The 17,229-nt window shown below is 62.1% G+C and carries 19 protein-coding genes; all 19 read right to left on the bottom strand.

All coding sequences use genetic code 11. The features are described from left to right. Positions 1-95 precede the first annotated feature (95 nt). Entirely contained in the window at positions 96-650 is a 555-nt protein-coding gene (locus tag C7416_RS13715) for a hypothetical protein (RefSeq protein ID WP_146604278.1), read from the bottom strand. Beyond that, a complete protein-coding gene (locus tag C7416_RS13710) occupies positions 647-1,129 on the bottom strand; it encodes a glycoside hydrolase family 108 protein (protein WP_111519433.1) in 483 nt (160 codons plus the stop codon). The genes C7416_RS13715 and C7416_RS13710 overlap by 4 nt, the downstream gene beginning before the upstream one ends. Beyond that, positions 1,122-1,316 (bottom strand): hypothetical protein, encoded by a 195-nt coding sequence (locus C7416_RS28945; protein ID WP_146604277.1) that lies wholly within the window; start codon positions 1,314-1,316, stop codon positions 1,122-1,124. The genes C7416_RS13710 and C7416_RS28945 overlap by 8 nt, the downstream gene beginning before the upstream one ends. A gap of 87 nt (positions 1,317-1,403) precedes the next feature. Beyond that, a complete protein-coding gene (locus C7416_RS13705; RefSeq protein ID WP_111519432.1) occupies positions 1,404-2,144 on the bottom strand; it encodes a hypothetical protein in 741 nt (246 codons plus the stop codon). 81 nt (positions 2,145-2,225) lie between these two features. After that, complete coding sequence (locus C7416_RS13700) at positions 2,226-3,827, bottom strand: glycosyl hydrolase family 28-related protein (RefSeq protein WP_111519431.1); 1,602 nt, start codon at positions 3,825-3,827, stop codon at positions 2,226-2,228. Beyond that, positions 3,820-4,131 (bottom strand): hypothetical protein, encoded by a 312-nt coding sequence (locus tag C7416_RS13695; protein WP_111519430.1) that lies wholly within the window; start codon positions 4,129-4,131, stop codon positions 3,820-3,822. The genes C7416_RS13700 and C7416_RS13695 overlap by 8 nt, the downstream gene beginning before the upstream one ends. Continuing rightward, positions 4,131-5,060 (bottom strand): hypothetical protein, encoded by a 930-nt coding sequence (locus tag C7416_RS13690; RefSeq protein ID WP_111519429.1) that lies wholly within the window; start codon positions 5,058-5,060, stop codon positions 4,131-4,133. Before C7416_RS13690 ends, C7416_RS13695 begins: the two co-directional genes overlap by 1 nt. 113 nt (positions 5,061-5,173) lie before the next feature. Next, the gene (locus tag C7416_RS13685) at positions 5,174-7,288 is read right to left on the bottom strand and encodes a transglycosylase SLT domain-containing protein (RefSeq protein ID WP_111519428.1); all 2,115 of its coding nucleotides are present in this window, start codon (positions 7,286-7,288) and stop codon (positions 5,174-5,176) included. Continuing rightward, positions 7,288-8,481 (bottom strand): hypothetical protein, encoded by a 1,194-nt coding sequence (locus C7416_RS13680; protein WP_111519427.1) that lies wholly within the window; start codon positions 8,479-8,481, stop codon positions 7,288-7,290. The genes C7416_RS13685 and C7416_RS13680 overlap by 1 nt, the downstream gene beginning before the upstream one ends. Positions 8,482-8,489: 8 nt before the next feature. Then, positions 8,490-9,566, bottom strand: a complete 1,077-nt coding sequence (locus tag C7416_RS13675; protein WP_111519426.1) for a hypothetical protein — start codon at positions 9,564-9,566, stop codon at positions 8,490-8,492. A gap of 1 nt (position 9,567) precedes the next feature. Then, a complete protein-coding gene (locus tag C7416_RS13670; RefSeq protein WP_146604276.1) occupies positions 9,568-10,425 on the bottom strand; it encodes a hypothetical protein in 858 nt (285 codons plus the stop codon). After that, a complete protein-coding gene (locus C7416_RS13665; RefSeq protein ID WP_111519424.1) occupies positions 10,422-10,751 on the bottom strand; it encodes a hypothetical protein in 330 nt (109 codons plus the stop codon). Before C7416_RS13665 ends, C7416_RS13670 begins: the two co-directional genes overlap by 4 nt. Beyond that, positions 10,748-11,077: a hypothetical protein gene (locus C7416_RS13660; protein WP_111519423.1), complete on the bottom strand. Its 330-nt coding sequence runs from the start codon at positions 11,075-11,077 to the stop codon at positions 10,748-10,750. The genes C7416_RS13665 and C7416_RS13660 overlap by 4 nt, the downstream gene beginning before the upstream one ends. After that, complete coding sequence (locus C7416_RS13655) at positions 11,074-12,495, bottom strand: hypothetical protein (RefSeq protein ID WP_111519422.1); 1,422 nt, start codon at positions 12,493-12,495, stop codon at positions 11,074-11,076. Before C7416_RS13655 ends, C7416_RS13660 begins: the two co-directional genes overlap by 4 nt. Continuing rightward, positions 12,477-12,893 carry a hypothetical protein gene (locus C7416_RS13650; protein WP_111519421.1) on the bottom strand — a complete coding sequence of 139 codons (417 nt, stop codon included), beginning with the start codon at positions 12,891-12,893 and terminating at the stop codon, positions 12,477-12,479. The genes C7416_RS13655 and C7416_RS13650 overlap by 19 nt, the downstream gene beginning before the upstream one ends. Continuing rightward, positions 12,890-13,063, bottom strand: coding sequence for a hypothetical protein (locus C7416_RS29155; protein WP_181461236.1), 174 nt, complete (start codon positions 13,061-13,063; stop codon positions 12,890-12,892). The genes C7416_RS13650 and C7416_RS29155 overlap by 4 nt, the downstream gene beginning before the upstream one ends. 45 nt (positions 13,064-13,108) lie before the next feature. Beyond that, entirely contained in the window at positions 13,109-14,305 is a 1,197-nt protein-coding gene (locus C7416_RS13645) for a P22 phage major capsid protein family protein (protein ID WP_111519420.1), read from the bottom strand. A 62-nt stretch (positions 14,306-14,367) separates the two neighbouring features. Further along, positions 14,368-15,099: a hypothetical protein gene (locus C7416_RS13640; protein WP_111519419.1), complete on the bottom strand. Its 732-nt coding sequence runs from the start codon at positions 15,097-15,099 to the stop codon at positions 14,368-14,370. Positions 15,100-15,143: 44 nt separating this feature from the next. Then, positions 15,144-17,228 carry a portal protein gene (locus C7416_RS13635; protein ID WP_111519418.1) on the bottom strand — a complete coding sequence of 695 codons (2,085 nt, stop codon included), beginning with the start codon at positions 17,226-17,228 and terminating at the stop codon, positions 15,144-15,146. Position 17,229 lies beyond the last annotated feature (1 nt).

Genomic DNA, 17,229 nt, shown 5'->3' with positions numbered 1-17,229 from the left:
GATGCTGCGATGTTCTTACGATTCCTGCCGCATACCATTCCGTCTACAGCGTTTCACGTTTTGCCTACAGGCGCCGGTCGCGCTTCACAAAATGGCTACGCGGGCGGCTTGCCTGCCTGCGCCAGCAATTCCGACTTCTTGGCGCTGCCGGCCGTGCTCCCGAAATAGTAGGCGACTATTTGTTCCGCCTTGGCCGACAGGTAGCCGATGATCGTGCCGGCGAGCACGGTATCGGCGCGCACCTGGCCGAACAGCACCGCGAAGGCCATCCCGAGGAAGCCGCCGATCAGCAGGTAGGCCAGCACCCGAGGCGTGTTGTCACGCACGGCAGCCTCACGCTTGCGGGCGCTGTCCCGGTCGCCGGCAGCCGTCTGCTCGCTCTGCGCGTCCGCAGCGATCTCAGCCTTGCGCACGTCGGCCGCGATCTGCGCCAGCTCCACCTCTTTCTCAACCAGCGCCTTCTGAAACTCCAACGCCAGGTCAGGGTTGGCCTGCAGCGCAGCCAGAGCGGCGTCAGGGGTTGCGGCGCCGGTCACCGCCTGCGCCACGTTGACGACCTTGCCGGCGATTTCCTCTGCCTTGGGGCCAGAGATCAGGCCGGCGATCATGGGCGCGAACTGCGCCAGCGCCATAACGATGGGAAGCATCACGCTGCTCCTTTGATGAGGTTTTCCGACGTGCGGCGAATCCAGCCGCGCGAGAAGGTCGGCCACGGCTTGATGTTGGTCATGTAGACCTGCCGGTAAGCGATGAACCGCATGATGAAGCGCAGCGGGTCGGCCGCCTTGACCGCGGCGATGGTCTTGGGGCCGAGCACACCATCAGCCTTGGCGCCGCTGGCCTGCTGCATCCAGAGCACCACCTTCCCGCCGTTGTACAGCGCGTCGAAGCACTGGAAGGCAATGCGCGGGTCGTACTCGTCGCAGCGAAGCACGTCCCAATACAGCCGCTTGGCGATCGACTTGGCGCGCTCAACCGGTAGAGACTGCATCGGGCCGGTGTAGCCGTCAGCTCGGGCGACGCGCTGCGATACCCCCCATCTGGTGGCGCCGCCCGGGTCTGCAGGATTGTCCACGAAACCTCCCTCATGCCCGAGCAGTGCATCGAATGCCTCGTCAAAGCTACTCATTGCGCTCCCTCCAAATCTTCCGCAGCGCCAGGAACAGTTGGGCCGCCGTATACAGAATCGACAGCACCAGCAGGATGCGCGGGAAATTGGCGTCGCCCCATGCAAAGGCGGTCACCACCCAAGGCGGCGCCGTCTTCGCCGCAGTCGCTGCAACGGCGCTGGCTGCGTTCTGGATTGGTTCGGACATGTGAGACCCCAGATGTGAAAATGCCCGCTCGGTGGCGGGCTAAAAAAAGCCCGCTAGATGCGGGCGTTGTGACGCAAACTTCTAGGCTCAGTGTCGAGGCTTTGTCATGTGCAAGCCTCTCACGCGGAAGTTCACAATGCCCGCGTACATGGCATAGAAGTCGTTAGCGAAATGCGACTGCGTGTGAGCCAACTGGTAGCGTGCCGGAACCTCCACGTTTGGGATGACCTCGAACTTCTTGGACGAAAAGGCCTGTGGAAATTCCTTGGATCTCCTGGCGATCCGCTCGTTCTGATGGTGCGCGTAGGGAAAATTCACGAAAAATCGCTTCGCGTTCGGCGCTACCCGCCACAGGTAGTGCCCGAAGTAGTCCCAGTATTGAACCGCCTGCTCCACCGGCAGAAAAGAGCGCTCGATCTCGAACTTCTCCTGTGCCGCGTCCTCGCCATTCGAGTTGAAGAAGACGGACAGCCCATCGTGCTCCTTGCTGAGCTGCAGCCGCGAGCATAGGTCAATGAAGTTGTCCGTAATGATCAGGTCGACTCCGTGCCTGATGGCCTCGAAGAAGCCCTCGCCATTTGGTAGTAAATGCTTGCCAAGCGTGGCCTGCTGATACTGATTCTTCACGTACATCATGTTGTCGCTCGATAAGTTGAGCGACTCCATGTAGGAGAGCGGAATCTCCTGGCGCAGCTTCTTGATGTAGGTATCAACGAAGCGATCGATCCGATTGTGGTAGCTGGAGCTGACGACCTCACCTCCAAACAAATCGACATAGCTCTCTGCGATATACCTGGACAGGCAAGAGCCGAACGTAAGTATCCTCACCGGGCGCTCCCCAAAAGTTCGCCAAAAATGCGCATTATAGGCCGAAGTGAGGATGGGGTAATCGACAAGACGACTAGAACATCAGGTTCGCACCAAGTATGAGCCAGAGAAAAAGAATGAGAGGTTGCTTGTGCTGCCCGCAACGTGGCGGAAGGTGAGCCGTTTGTTCGTTGAGTCCCCGTAAATTGCGCCCCCGTCTTTTATCGTGCTGGAATTGGACGAGTATGTCCCGGCAGCTTGACGCGTTGCGATGAGGTTACTTGCAACTGGTAGGCTCATACCAATTTCCGTCAGGCCAGTCGCTGTCGGGTCAATATTCACTTGGCCGCTGAAGGTTATGACATTGCCGACGCGCGAATACTGGCACTCAAATGCTGTAACAGCGTCTACATTAGTCAGTGCCGTCACTGTCGGCGTCCAGAGGCCTGAGTAGATGTTATCTAGGAATGTCGCACGACCACCAACTGACGAATCCGAGAACTTCACGCCAGACGGTGTGACGCCAGCCATCCACTCGACAGTACCGAGATTCAGCGTGCCTACCCCCGCATTCTCGACTATAGCCCCGGTTATGTTGCTGGATACAACACCGTCCACGGAAGTGCCGAGCCCCTCGTTCTTGATGACAACTGCGCCGCCAGAAAGGTGAGACACCCCGTTGATGACCGTCCCGCGCGCCGTGTCTTTCACAAAGACGGCTCGGGGTGCTCCCTTCACGTTGTTGGATTCAGAATAGAGACCGGTGATCGTCGTGTTGTCTGCATCGGCAATAACGACGACGCCGTCGGCGCCGCCAGATTGCTGGACGACAACGCCGCGGAAGCTATTACCACGGCTCACGCGTGTCGAGGTTGGGTGCGCCCCAACCTGTAGGGACTGCTCGGCGCATCCGGTCACATACAAGCCGCTGACGTTGTTTTGATTGGCGTCAACGGCGAAGATTGCGCCCCGCTTATTCCCTTCGTAGGAAGTGAAGTTCCGAATATCGTTGCACCAGCTATAGCACTCCAATGCCCATCCGTTACCAACGAAATCAACAGCTACATCGTGCAACGAGCAATCCTTGCTGGCATCGGTCCAAGCCGAGCCATTTTCGTTCACCGTGCTCAAGACAATGCCGCGCGTAGTCGCCGCGTTGCCAAAGAACGTCAGCCCCCGCATTCCAGCCTGCGGCGTCGCGCCATTCGACACAGTTGGATCGCCAAAATATGCCAGCGGCTTGTCGTTGGTGGTGTTCCTGATCATGCCGCGCAGCCGGCAGTTCGTGAACAGAATTTGCCCGGCGAACTTCGGGCCGATTTCGTCTGTGATCCGGTAGAAGGAATTTGGCTTAGGGAAATAAACGCTCTTTCCAGTGGCGATTGCCGCCCTGATGGCGGCGGTGTCGTCATTGCTTCCGTCGCCAACAGCGCCAAAATCCTGTGGCGTAACGGGGAGGTCAAATAGCTTAGCGAGGATAGTTCGCGCGATGGCGCCGACCCCTGTCTGCGTGAACGCGAGGAACGTACCGAGCACCCACGTTCCAATCGCCGTCAGCGTGGTCTTGAGCACGCCAGAGCCGCGGCTGACGGTGGCGTACTCCGCTCCGGTGAGGGGACCGGCATCGGGGTTGCTCGCATCTGCGATCTGCTGGACGCCATCACCCTTCCAAAACGGCAGCAACTGCGTCGGATACTTAGCCATGGGTGATGTCCTTGATCACGTTGATGTACTCGGTATTGCTTGAGAATGGGCGCCCGCTCAGGTCGATGATCTGAACGTCGAGCGATAGCCGGCCGGTCGGCCAGCCAGTCGTGCCGGCGCTCTCGATGCTGTAGAGCCCTTGCGTGGCATCAATCCACGTTGCCGCGAGTTGCTCCACCAGGCAGCCGCTTGAATTCCGCACTTGGGATGAGATGCTCCAGCCAGCGAAGCTCTGCACGCTCCCATCCGGGGCAAAGAACTGCCCCCCCCACTCGAAGTGGTCACCGCGTTTGATGGGGATCATTAGGAGAACTCGTCAAGAATCATGATGCCGGCGGCCCCATTGCCTCCGGTCGCCGTGCCGCCCGCCTGATTGACTACAGTGCCGCTGCCGCCAGCGCCATATCCGAACCCCGGGTTGCCATTGCTATTGATGCCCACGCTCCGGCCGCCTGGACCGAAAACAGAGTGACCGCCGGCGCCTCCAATGCCGATGTTTGCGCTGATCGCTTGGCTGAAGTTTTCGGCCAGCCCTTGAGAACTGAGAGCGGCGCCAGTAGCGGCGGCGGTCACATTGCCGTTGCCGACCACGGTCGGGGCGGCCGTGTTGTTGACCGGGGCGCCCCCACCTTTGCCTCCGGGAACGCTAAACAACGTACCCATCGAGGTCGCGCCGCCGTCCGCACCAGCCGCGTTGGACGCGCCAGCACCACCCGCGCCAATCGTGACTGGCTTGGACGCTCCAACCTGCGCAGCCGTGACAGTGCCCTCGGCATAGGCGCCATTTGTGCCCGGCGCACCCGCGCTCACATTGCCGGCGCCAGCGCCCCCGCAGCCGGCGCCGCCGCCACCACCGCCTTGAGCACGCCATTTGGCAACACTCATCCCTGGCGCGGGGACGTATGTGCCGCTTGCGAGGAAAGTCTGTGTTCCGAGATACCGGCCGGTCGTGGGGTACTCCGTATTGACCGCAACGTTGTCCCGATCCCAGATCAGCACGTCGTTGGCGTCCTTCAGCACCAGTCGATAGTTGCCGGTGCCGTAGACGGTGCACTCGCCGCGGGCGTCCAGCACGATGGGGTTCGTGTTCGCCGTCGAACCTCCGCGATCCTGATAGGTCGTCTTCGGCGTCGACGTGCCGGCGTCGTAGGTGTACAGTTTCCCGCCGACCAGCGGGCTGCCGGTGCTGTCGGTAAACGCCTGCTTGGCGGGCACCACGAGGTATTGGGTCATTCGGGCCTCAGAAATGAAAACGCCCGCTCAGTGGCGGGCGACGTGCTATGCTGATTTGATGGACTACATCGACTGGATGCTGATCAAGCTGGTGGTAGTGATGGCTGTTGCCTTCATCGCTGGCCTCCTTGGATACCTTGACTAGGTAGAATCGGGGCCGCCCTCCGCAGGCTTTCCGTCAGCAGGTTCGGCGCTGCGTTTTCCAACATGGCGTTTCCAGTCGGACGCAACAGGGCATTACGCACCGGCTCGGCGTTCAGAAGCATGTTCGTGGCACGCCCTGCAACAGCGGTGCCAGCCAATCCAGGCAACCCCAGCGTCCCACCCAGCCCCAGCGCTGCCACCCCGCGCTGCATCGCGCCATGCTGGCCCTCACGGGCCTTCACGAACTGCGCCGCGATGTCTGCCAATTCCTGAAGATCTCTGTTGTTGATGTTCTTCATGTTGGCGAGTCTGGCAATCGACACCCCGCCCTCCGCGCCGTTCTGCGCCAGGTTCTCCAGCGCGAGCATGTTTCCGTACTGCTGGCGCGTCGTGGCAAATGCCTTGGCGGCATCCGGCCCGAGCGAACGGTCTAGCGCCTCCATCAGCGCGCCCTTGATCTGGCGAGCCTGGTATGCCTCCGGCGTGGCGCGCTTCCCGATCCGATCTAGCGTGCGCTTGATGTTGTAGGCGGCCTGCCCGTCGATCTGGCCGCTTGCGCCTTTGTTCAACAGTTCATCAATCTGGTTCTCGATGATCCGAAGTCCATCGGAGCCAAGTTCCTTCTTTGCGGAGTCGACAATCTCTGCGAGCTTGGTCAGGAGCCCATCGTCCACCGCGACCGAGTTGTTCTTCAGCACGTCATCAAACTTCGCGCCCAGTTCATCGCTTGCCTTGCGCAGTGCCTGTGTAACATTGTCGGAATCCTGGCCGAATGTCCGCGACAACGCGCGGTTCATCTGGCTTTCCATGCCGGCCTCAGTAGCCGCGCGGCCGCTGAACGGGACGTAGTTCAAGCCGGATGCCAAGGCGTTGAGCGGCTTGCTGTTGACAATGCGATCGGCGGGGATGTTGATGCCGAGATCCGCAGCGCGCTTGGCAAGGGCAGCAACCTCAGACGAGGCGCCCTCACCCACCGCCAGTCTGCGCAAGGCGTTGCCACCCATGCCTGCTACCTTCGCGCCAGCGGGCAAGGCGGCGCCAATTACTGCGCCAGCACCTGCCGACTCCGGATCGGTCAAGCCAGCGGAAATCTCCCCGACCGCCGCGCCACCAGCTCCGCGGATGGCGAGTTGCGCCAGTGGATTGGATACCCCCGGGCCGATCCGGAATCCACCAGTCTCCAAGGACTTGGACAGCGCATTGACCGCAGGCGCAGCGCGAGTGCCCGCCACCGCAGGGGCCGCGGCACCAACCGCCTTACCCAGCACCCCGCCGACTGGCACCGTGCCGACGATGTTGCCGCCGACCTCGCCGACGGTATTGGTTATGGGATTTGCCTCCGCATACGGCCGGTTCTCGGCCGCCAGCTTGGCAATACCTTGATCTGCATCGCGAACCAGCCAGTCAGCAGCACGCGCGCCTGGCGTTCCTTCGCTGGAGATGGCGCCCAGCCCCTTGCCAAGGTATCGTTGAGCATTGAGGGCAACAGTCCCGAGCCCCTTACCGAGGCCAGCCCCAAGGCTTACCAATTTGCCGGGGCCGTCATTGGCTGGCATATCCGATGCCGGGGCAGCCAGCGACGCGGGCAAGTCGTCCGCAGGGACTGCCTTGCTGGCGGCGTTGGCGTTGCCAGAAACCGAGCTGAGGCCGGCATCCACGGCAGCCATCACGGGCGATTGTTTCCCCATGGCGCCCCGAACCTTTCCGACATACGCCGAAGTCTCAGGGTTGCCCCACTTGGACTGATCCCATCCGCCGTTGTACGCCATCAGCGCCTTAGATGGATCTTTGAACTTCGCCAGATTCTCGCGCATGACTTCGCGGTGGATGGCGACAGCATCTTCCGGGTTGTACGGGTCGAGTTCGCGGCCGAGGCGAGACGAAATGGCCTTCAGCGTGTCTGGCATGACTTGCGCCAGGCCCATCGCGCCAGCCTTTGACACGGCGCGCGGGTTCATGCCGGATTCCACCCTGATCTGCGCCGCAGACAGGCCGGAGGGAAGCCCAAGCGCTTTGTCAGTCTCCGCCAGCGCGGCGGTCAGGTCGAAGCCGGGAAGATCGTCTGCAGGTACGGCGCGCCCCATTATTGGTACTCCCACTGTCCATTACGGAACACAATCGGCTTGCCGCTCTTGGATTTGCTGGTGGCGCCATCCTTCGGGGCGCCAGATGCGGCCGGCGTCTGCGTGCCAGTCGGCGCCCCATAGTCCTTGCCAGTCAGGCGCTTGTAGCCGGCATTCATCACACCACGCAAATCATTCAGCGCCGTTAGGAATTCGGCGTCGCTCTGCGCAGTGTCGAGGCGTGCAATGGCGTCCGTGGCCTTCTTGCCCTCCACTTCCGTGATCTGGCCGCCGCCGCGCAGGTTTTGATACGCCTGCATGAAGGCTTGGCCCTTGATCTGGTCGAGCACAACGCGGAAGTTCTTGGCGTCAGTTCCCGGCACGTAGTTGCGCGGGTCAAGGGTGCCGCTCACGCCGGAGGCAGCCTCGCGGCCCGGGTGCTTGATCGCCTTGTCCACCACGCTGAGAGCATCCTCGGCGTTGGCAATAGCCGCCTTCTTGGCGTTGTCCTTCTCTTGCAGCTTCTCCTGCTTCTCCTGAAGCTGGAGTTGCTTCAGGTCGCCTTGCAGCGCATTTGCCTCGCGGGATCGTGCGTCAGTCAGATCCTGACCTCGGCGCGCGGTCGCGGCAGTCATCTCTTGGCCGCGGACCGTATTTGCCTCGGTTGCTAGGTTGTGCCGCTGCGTCTCGCCGAAGGTCAGGCGCTTGTATTCCTGCTCCATTCGGTCTTTCACCGTCATGGCCTGCATCACGTTGCGCTTGATCGCCTCGGGATCGTAGACGGCTGGGATCTTCGCCGCGGCCTCTGGGCCAAGAATGCCAGCGGCCTGCTGGCGCGCGAGGTCATAGCTTGCCTGATCGGTCACGCCGCCCATCAGTTGCCCCATCGCCTCAAACTGCTTCAGGCCAGCTTCGAGCTGCGCCTTGCGGGTTTCGATCTGGGCCTTGTCCTGTGCCGCAAACTGCGTCTGCATCGCAGGGATCCTCGAGCCGAGTCCAGCGCTCGCAGCGCCGGTCAACAGCTTGGCGCGGTCGATGGTGCCGTCAGCACCCACCGCACCGCGATAGAGGGAATCAAGGGCGTTGGCTTGCCCGATCTCGCGCTGCTTCTCCGAGAAAAGGAGATCCTGCAGGCGGTTCTGCCGAGCAGAGTCGAAAGCGTTTTGCGTAGCCTGAAAGCCCTTCTGAAAGGCAAGTGGATCAATTTCGGCCATGGGTTACCTTATTGCAGATAGGCAGTGGGCTGCGGGTTGCTCATGTCGACGGCGGAGCCCGTCGCAGAGTAGGTGCCATATGGGTTCGCATACGTCGGCCGACTGTAGTTCACCAGCGCGTTCGTCGCGGATCCAAGGCTGGCACCGATAGCGTTCGCGCCGGTGCCGTAGGCGCTCGCGCGAGCCGTGCCGGAGTACAGCGCGTTCTGGCTGGCCTGGTTCGCATAGTTCTGACCAGCTTGCTGCGTCGCATTCGTCGCCGTCTGGCCAACGCCAGCCAGGCTTGCCAGCCGGTTAAACGTGTTCGTCTGGTTCTGGTTGTACCGGTTGTAGGCGTTCTGGTACTCGTTCGACGCGAAATTCTGGTTGTACTGGCTCAGCGCCTTGGCCGCAGCACCGGAAAGAAGGCCCCCACGTGCGGCCGCCGATGCCTCTAGCGCCTTCTGGCCCTCGCCGAGCCGGAACTCATAGCCCGGGTCTTTCTGGAAATCCTCGGCGCTGAAATTCTTCGTCAGCGAGCCATACAGCGGATTGTTCTGCGCCGTGGCAAATTTCCGCCCCTCAGCCTTCCCGTATTGCAGGTAGTGCGTGAGGGGGTCCATACCTGACGCCGCTACATCCGGATTGGCGTCAAGGTAGCCTTGCGTGTCGAAGGTTCCCGCCGCGGCATTACGCTGCGCGTCAGCGTTGTAGGTGTACTGTCGCCCCTCATTCGCGCCATAGGTGGTGTAGTGCACCCATGGGTCAATGCCGGCCGCGGCGACGTCAGGGTTCGCAGCGAGATAGGTTTGCGGGTCAAAATTCTCCTGCGTCTGCGCCTGTGCGTCTTCCAGACTGACGCCGCTAGTGGGCGTGCTGATATAGCCAGGCACGCCCATGCGAAGCGCGAGTTGGTTCAGGGCGTTACCGCCAACGGTCCGCCATGGCGCTTGGTCTTCGCGCGTCTGGTCGTATTGCTCCCGCTGAAGCTGGGTAGCCTGATCCGACGCCTTTTCGGAGGCCTTGGCCGCCTTATTTGCCGCCGCATTGCTGGCAACACCGCCGATCACCGCAGCGCCGACGACTGCCGTTGCGATACCTGACATATCAATCCTTCTTGATTTGGAGACGCAGCGCGTCGCGGTAGTTGATCGTGATTTCCTCGCCGAACTGGCCGCCAGCACAGCCCTTGATCTGGCGCAACGCCACCAAGTCGATGTCTCCGCCTTCGCGCATGACCATGACGGCGTTTGGCGCGGCGGAATGGTTCGTATAGCGTCCGGCAGGCGTGCGCTTCCCGCCGATGCGGGCCGGCGCAATCACCTCGCCCGCATCGATCGCAGCCGTTGCGAACAGTCCTTTGCCCTCGATGGGGGACGGCGCCACGGCAACCTTGTAGGATCCCAGCGGAAACGGCGTCTGATCAGCCTCGTTCTCAGCCTGAGCGCGGGCAACCTCTTCCGTGAAGCCGAATTCCGTCAGGACGCTGGCGTAATCCGACCGGTCAGACTCGAACGGCAGCAGCGGGACCGCGTTTGCCGCGGCGTGCGCCTTCCATCCGTCGCTCTTGTCCAGAAACATCGCCTCCAGCTTGGCGACATCGGTTTCAGTCGTGGCGTAGACGTTCTGCCACACCATGTCCTCCACGACATAGCCAACTTTCCGCCCGGGTTTCCCGACGAAGGTCATCGGCGCCACCAGCTCTGAGCGCGAGCCGTCTTCGTTGATGACAATCACGCGCCCCTTCAGGAACACATTCAGGTGCTCGAAACGCTGGGCGTGGCCGATCGCATAGGCGCCGGCCGGCACCGTTACTTCCCGGATGTAGATCCCCGGGCCGAACCGGTGCACAACAGGGCAATCCACCTGCGGCAGCTTCAGGAACTCGCGCTCGAGCAAGTCAACCTTCTTGGCGCTCGCCAGGCTGAAAGTGACCTTCGGCGTCACCCGTTGGATTCCGCTCACGCGTGCTCCGCCCCGCTGATGGTCAGCGACACATCCAGACCCTTCGCGTAGATCTTTCCGCCGTTCGCCAGCTTGTGGTCGATCAGTTCCGGCACCGACGCGCTTGCGCCGGCCGCCACGTTCTTCTTGACCACCGTCGTTGGGTCGCCGGCACTGCCGCCGCTCGGCACGAGGTAAATGAACACGTCCACCGCCGCAGCAGTCTTGTTGTACAGCGACGCCTGCGTGATCGTGGCTGTCACATTCGAGCCGGTCGCCGTGTAGTACAGATCAGCCGTGGCCGTCAACAGCGTGCCCGCAACGAGGGGCTTCCAAATGATGCTCATCCGATCACCTGCATTTCGAGTTCATCCCGCAGTTCATCCAACATGGCGCGCGTCACCTGCTCTTTCGAGGTGCTCGTCGCGAGTTCAATGCGCAATTGGTCGACCTCGTTCGCAAGGTCGAGCGATAGGGCCGCAAGGGCGATGTTGATCGCCACAATGTCCGTCTCGGCCGCGTTGAGCCGTGCATTCACCGAGGAAAGGTCGACGCCAGACGCGCCCCCCATCGACACCGAGAGCGCGCTGAAGTAGTCCACCCATGGTTTGAGTAGATTCCCGTTCGCGTCGGTAATCTGCCGGGAGCGCTGAAGCGGTGCGGCGAGGTTCATGACGTCCCCGCCGCTGCTTCAGCAAATGCGCCCTGGAATGCGACCTTGGCCTTAGCCGCGGTGTAGACGCGCCAGACACGATCCCGAGCGGCGCCGAGCCGATTGGCCCTCGCCCGGGTCTGGTACGCGCCAACCCGGCCCAGCGACATCTGGATCGGATTCGACCAGCTATTGCCGCCGTCATCAGACCAGCTCAGCAGGATCTGCGGGTCTTCATCGTTGGGATTGCCGACTGCCACTTCGCAATCCAGCGTGAAGCGGCTGAAGAATTGCTTGCGGCCCTCGGTGACGATGTGCGGAAAATCCTTCTGGCGGGCAATCGGCGCGCCGTCGTCGGAATACACATCGAGGTCGAGGCGGTAAATGCGCCCGTCCTCGAAGTCGCCAACCAGATTCTCCCCGCCGAAGAACACAGCGCAGTTGCCGCGGTGCCGGATCAGGTCATTGCCTGCTGTGCGATATGCCCGTTCGTGCCATTGGCCCGTCAGAACGTCATACACCCACGTCTTGCTGGCAGACGGGAAGGTCAGCACGTAGAACGGATGGCCGTCCTGCTGGTAGGCCCAGGCGATCGCGTCGTCCACCCGGTCGTACTTGGCGAATTCCTCGGAGATGGCCGGCGTGGAGATCGCCTGCGGCTGGTAGTTCTGTGCGCGCAGCACCATCCGGCCGCCGTTCTTGTTCTTGCCGAGCCAGTAGATGGTGTTGTCGAGCGCGGCAATCGAATACTTGGCCTCGCACCCGTAGTGGTTGAAGCCGGCCGGGTAGCGCACGAACGGCAGTGTTGCATCGCCAGACGACGAATACACTTCCATCGTCTCTTCGCCAAGGAACCACAGTTCCCGGTGGTCGGCGATCATGCTGACAATCGGATCGGGCATCCCTTCGGCGCTGGCAAAGTCCAGCGGGTCGATGGCAAGCGACAGCAGGCCGGTCCAGAAGTACTTCTGCGTGCCAGGCTGGAAGAACACCAGGCGCTCGTCGACGAACCAGACAAAGGCTGAACCGAGCCAGCCGTCGCCCGACATGGCGCCCACAGCGTAGTTGCCGAGGTTCACGGTAGGCGCGGTCAGCGTGCCGTCCACGAACACTGCGCTGTTGCCATTGTCCGCGGCGTTCACCGGGCCGGTGGAGGTCGCCATACCGGCGAGATCGATCCACGACCCCAATCCATCGTAGCGATACAGGCGCATGCCCTGCACGGCGAACAGCACGCCATTGCTCGCGCGATACAGGCAGCGCACAGGACCGCTTCCCGGCAGCGTCGACCAGACTTCGGTACCGGGCGTGCCGTAGAACGTCACAGGCGCCGGCGCGTCGGCAGGGTTGGCCTCTGGGTACAGGTTGACGCAGCGCTGGGCCGACGCCTTCAGGCTGCGCGCGACGTAGGAGGCGGTCGTTAGGGGCAGGCGAGCCATTCGCAGGCCTCCACGTTCCAATAGTACCGGCGCGGAAGAACAGCACACGGCATCTTCAATTCGGGGATCGTCAGATAGAAGCGCTTTAGCTTCTTGAGCGTGGTAGCGGCGAGCGATCCAATGTCGGGGCGCAGCGGCGACGCGAACGCCGCGGCCAGATGGACGGCCAGGTTGTAGCGCATCGGCATTTCGAACTCTGCCGGCAACTGCAAATCGGCCGAGGCGGCGGCATAGGCGGGAAAGGTGAAGCCATCGAAGCCATCCAACTGCCACAGCGCCATCATCCCGTTCAACGTCTTCAGCGCCGTGTCTGTGGTGGCCGCATTGGGCGTCTCGCCCTCCGCGATTACCTGCGCGTCGGCGAGTGCCAACTTGATGATGTCGATCGCAGCGGTCATTGCTCAATCACCTTTGCGGGTCGGCCGCGCTTCTTTTCTGCTTGAGGCTCGCCGACCATGCGGAAGCCCTGCTTGCGCTTCTCTGCTTCCTGCTCGGCGTCGAACACGATGTACACCTCGCGCTCATGGTCGCCGTCAGGGTGCAGAGCCTTTGGGTACTCTTGGAACATTCGCAAGCCTCAAATAGAAAAGCCCCTCCGGAGAGGGGCGATGGATCAGTTGCTCAGGATTCGAGCGGCCAGTTGCGCGCGCAGCGTCTTGTAGCCGTACAGCACATCGAGACGGCAAGGGAACTTGTCGTTGTTGATGTCGTAGGCGCGGACGATACGCATCGAGATGCCGTCGTAGTTCTCGCGTGCCGAGAAGTCCACGCCCTGCGGCATGACCAGGTCAGCCGACACGAAGGCGAAGGCGTCCTTGTGGAACGCCAGCGACGGCTTGTAGACGGCCGATGCGCCGCCGACCTTGGTGATGCTGGCGCCGTTGGCCATGCCAGCCGCCACGACGTTCTGCGCGCCGCCCGAGGTGTAGATCGCCGGGGCGAACGACAGCGAGCCAGCGCCACCAGCGTAGTCCGCGGTCACCACGAACTGCTGCAGCGTGCCGGTATCGGCCTTGGTTTCGGGGTGCACTCGGTTGCAACCGGCCACGGTGAAGACGTCACCCTTCTTGAAGGTGGTCGCGCCGGTGGCGACGGTGACCGAGGACGAGCCGTTGGCAGTCACGGCGCCGTTGACCGTGTAGGTCGTGGCGGACAGCGCGGTACCGGTGGCTTGCGACGGCAGCAGCGTGTTTTCGTAGATGGTGCCGAAGCCTGCGGTGCGGCCGACCTTACCCTCGCGGTACTGCTTCGAGATCTCGGTCGAGTCTTGGAACAGGCCCTTCAGCGCGTCGACCAGGTCGAGGTTGTCCTGGGTGTTCAGGATCAGGGTGCGGGCATCGCCGGGCGCCAGGTTGTCGACAAGCTTCTTGCGGGCCTGCAGCGCCTTGTTCAGCGTGATGGCCGAGCCGATGTTGTCGACGGCGTTGTACACGTCCAGCGCCATGCTGAAGGCGTCGGCCTCGATGTTGGCGGCCAGCACCGACATAGCCGGCTCCAGGATGCGCGACTTGAAGTCGTCCAGCGACAGGGTCAGGTCGACCGAGGTGAAGTTCAGGTCGACGCCCTTCTGGGTCGCCATCTGCAGCGTGACGCTGTTCTCGTTGGTGTCTTGCGCCGACAGGGTCGCGCCGGTGCGTACGGTGTACTGGTTGGGCAGGCGGATCTTCAGCGAGTCGCCGATCTTCGCACCCGATTGGGCGAACGAATCGTCATACTGACGGTTGATCGAGCCGATGAAGTTCAGCTTCTGATGCAGGATCGCGAGCGCGGCGCGCGTGACGGCGGTCGGGGTAAGCAGTGCGTTTGCCATTTGTCAGGCTCCAGAAATGAAAAAACCCGCCGAAGCGGGTAATGGATTGGTGAAGCGCCGGGCTACTTGCGCTGGTTGTGGCGACGCATCCATTCATCGATGGGGAGGTCGTCGCTCAGGCCAGTGCTAGTCGCGCCCCCGGTGCCAACAGGCTTGATCGGGGCCGGTGCCTTAGAGACAGGTTTGACGGCGGGTTGGCTCAGCTTGAATTCAAGCCGGGTCAGTTCTCGCGCCATCTGGATCGGAGGCAGCACCATGATCCGAGCCGCTTCATCGAGATCCGTGCCAAGGTGGTGGAGGAGCTTGTGCCCCGCATCAGAGGTCGTAGCCAGTTCCAAGAAATCCCGGTTGGCGCCCACCATCTGAAGATTCGACACGGCCTGATCGAAGTCCTGAAACTCCGACTTGCCGGTCGCGTAGACCTTGTTGCACGCATCGTTGAATCGCTGCTCGGCGAGCTTCTGGTTCGCCTTCTTCTCCGCCAGTGCTTCGACGTCGAATTCCGGCTCCGTCCGCTCTCCCTGCTGACCTTGCGCAAGAGCCTGGCGATACCGCTCAGCCTCCGCCCGCGCCTCGTCAGCAGCGCGCTTTGCCTCGTACTTCTCGCGGGTCAACTCGCCGATTCGCTTCTGGAACCACGGCTCCTTCTTCTGCGCCTGTTCCTGCTGCTGATCGGTTTGCTGCTCCGCTTCCTGCTCTGCGGTCGCTTCAGAGCCTGCTTGGTTTTCGACCTCCGCGCCCGTTTCGGTCGGGATGACTTCCGTCGGCGTCACGTCCTGCAGTTCTTCGCTCATGGTTTCCCAAGTGATTTAGCCCGGTGATACGCGCCGGTACGGCCCTACAAAATCAAAAACCCCGCACTAGGCGGGGCTTCGGGTGATGCTTCTTGCGATACGGGAGGCGCCATCTGCGGTTGCATTGGCACGCCCGGGTAAATGTCTGGCGAATCCACCATCTGCCGCGCCGCGACAGCGGCAAGATACGAGGCGGACTCAGGCGGCAGGTACGGGGCAAGCTTGACCGCGCGATCGGTTTCGGCCTGGAACGCGGCGATCCGGTTCTTCTCGCGATCTGTTTCCTTGTCCTCGTGCAGCTTGTTGTACTCCTGCCCAAGCGTCTGTAGTTGCGCCTGCAATTCCTGCATCTGCTGCTTGAGGGCAGCGGCTTCCGGCGATTCCTTGTCATCCTTAACGCCAGGCGGCAGGAACTTCTCCAGTCGCTCGGCAAGCTCATCAGCCATCGGGAAGTCTGCGGCCTTCATGATCAGATCGCCGGCCTGCTGTAGTAGCTGCGGGTTGCCCTGCGCCATCTGCGTCATGGCGTCGAAGGCTTCCTGCCGGCGCGTGGTGTAGCTCGGCCCAACCCGCACAGTCACGTCATAGCGACCTACGCCCGGGTTGTAGATCGTCTGGATTTCGCCCGCGAGGTCCTTGCTCTCAACCACCGATTGCTTCTGCGTCGGATCGATCTGAACCGTGTCCTCGCTGCCGTCTTCGCCCAGGATGCGCACAACCCGCGGCGTGTCGTAAATCTTCGGGATCAGGTCCACCAGGATCATCCCGGTGTACTTGATGGCGCGCGCCACATTGTCCACAAAGTGGAACGTCGCGGTGTCGCCCTCGCGCTGGCGGGCCATGATCGCTCGGCCGCTCGTCTCGTTGGATTTGGCCCCCATCGAGGCGTCATACTGGCCGCTCGCCATCTTCAACTCTTCCGCGGCGGTCTGCATACCTTGGATGTAGGCCGCAGCCATCACAGGCGGCTGCTGCCGTTGCGGCGGCGGGATGACGCCACCAGTCTCATCCAGATGGTTGTACGGCAGGTACGAGTGATTCGCCGTGTTGGCGGTGTCCCAGTATCGTTCGTACCCCTCGCGTGCCTCGGCCGGCCCAACCCACGGCGTTTTGCCCTGCAGCGCGACGAACTCGACCGCCGAACTGGTCCAGTAGTTGTACATGCGCGCCGGGTCTTTCAGGTAGCGCGTATGCCCCTTGCGCTCCGTCTTGCCGTCGATGTCCACTTCCTCGCCCACGACGCGCACGATGGGGATGTAGCGGCCGGGCCAGTCGTTGTACTCGATCTCTTGGTCACCAGCGATCAGACACCACTTCACCGTGCGGCGCTTCACCTTGCGGGTGCGCTGCTTCGGCATGGCCTCGATCATCGCCTTGTCTTCGGGCCTCACCTCAGACATGCGAATCACGTTGCCCTGCTCGTCGGCAATCAGCGTGTCCTCGACGTCCACCACGTGGAAGTACTCGGCCAAGCGGATCTTGTCCTTGCTCAGCCAGTCGGAACCGCCTTCCATCGGCCAGCCGACAGCATCAAAGCCCGGATAGCGTGCCTCGAATTCTTCCTTCAGCAGGTCTTCAAAGACGAAGCCGAACTTGGCATCTGACCCATCCGCCTCTTGGATGTCAGGGTCCAGATACACGTTCATCGGGTTCTTGACCCGCTTGATGTAGATTTCCTGCTCGAAACTGTCGTCACTAGCGTAGTCCGTGATCACGCGCCAGTAGCCGATCCCGCCGTCCACAGCAAACTCTGCCGCGGTGTCATAGGCTGTGTCCGCGCTCGAATTGGCCTCGATATGCCGGATGATGCCGTTGATGATCTCGGCCGTCTTCTTGTCCGCGCCACCATCTACCGGCGACACGCGAACGCTCGGCTTGTTCTGCCGCGCATCGTTGGTGATCTGGCGGTTGTGCTGCTTGGTCTTGTTGACCGTCAGGCGTGGCCGGCGCTCAGCTTCGCGCGACTTCCACACCTCCTCGGGCCACTGCCAACCGTTGTCCGAGTCGCCATTCACAAAGCGCAGGTCGTCCAAGAACAGATTGCGAAACTCGCTCTCCGCCTCTTGGCAGCGCGCGAAACGCTTGTGCGCTTCCTTCACGCGCTTGTTGTCGTCCTTGCTCTCTGCCATG

This window comes from Cupriavidus phytorum, assembly GCF_003254285.1.
GTDB classification, from domain to species: domain Bacteria; phylum Pseudomonadota; class Gammaproteobacteria; order Burkholderiales; family Burkholderiaceae; genus Cupriavidus; species Cupriavidus phytorum.
This window is presented reverse-complemented; position numbering and strand designations above follow the sequence as displayed.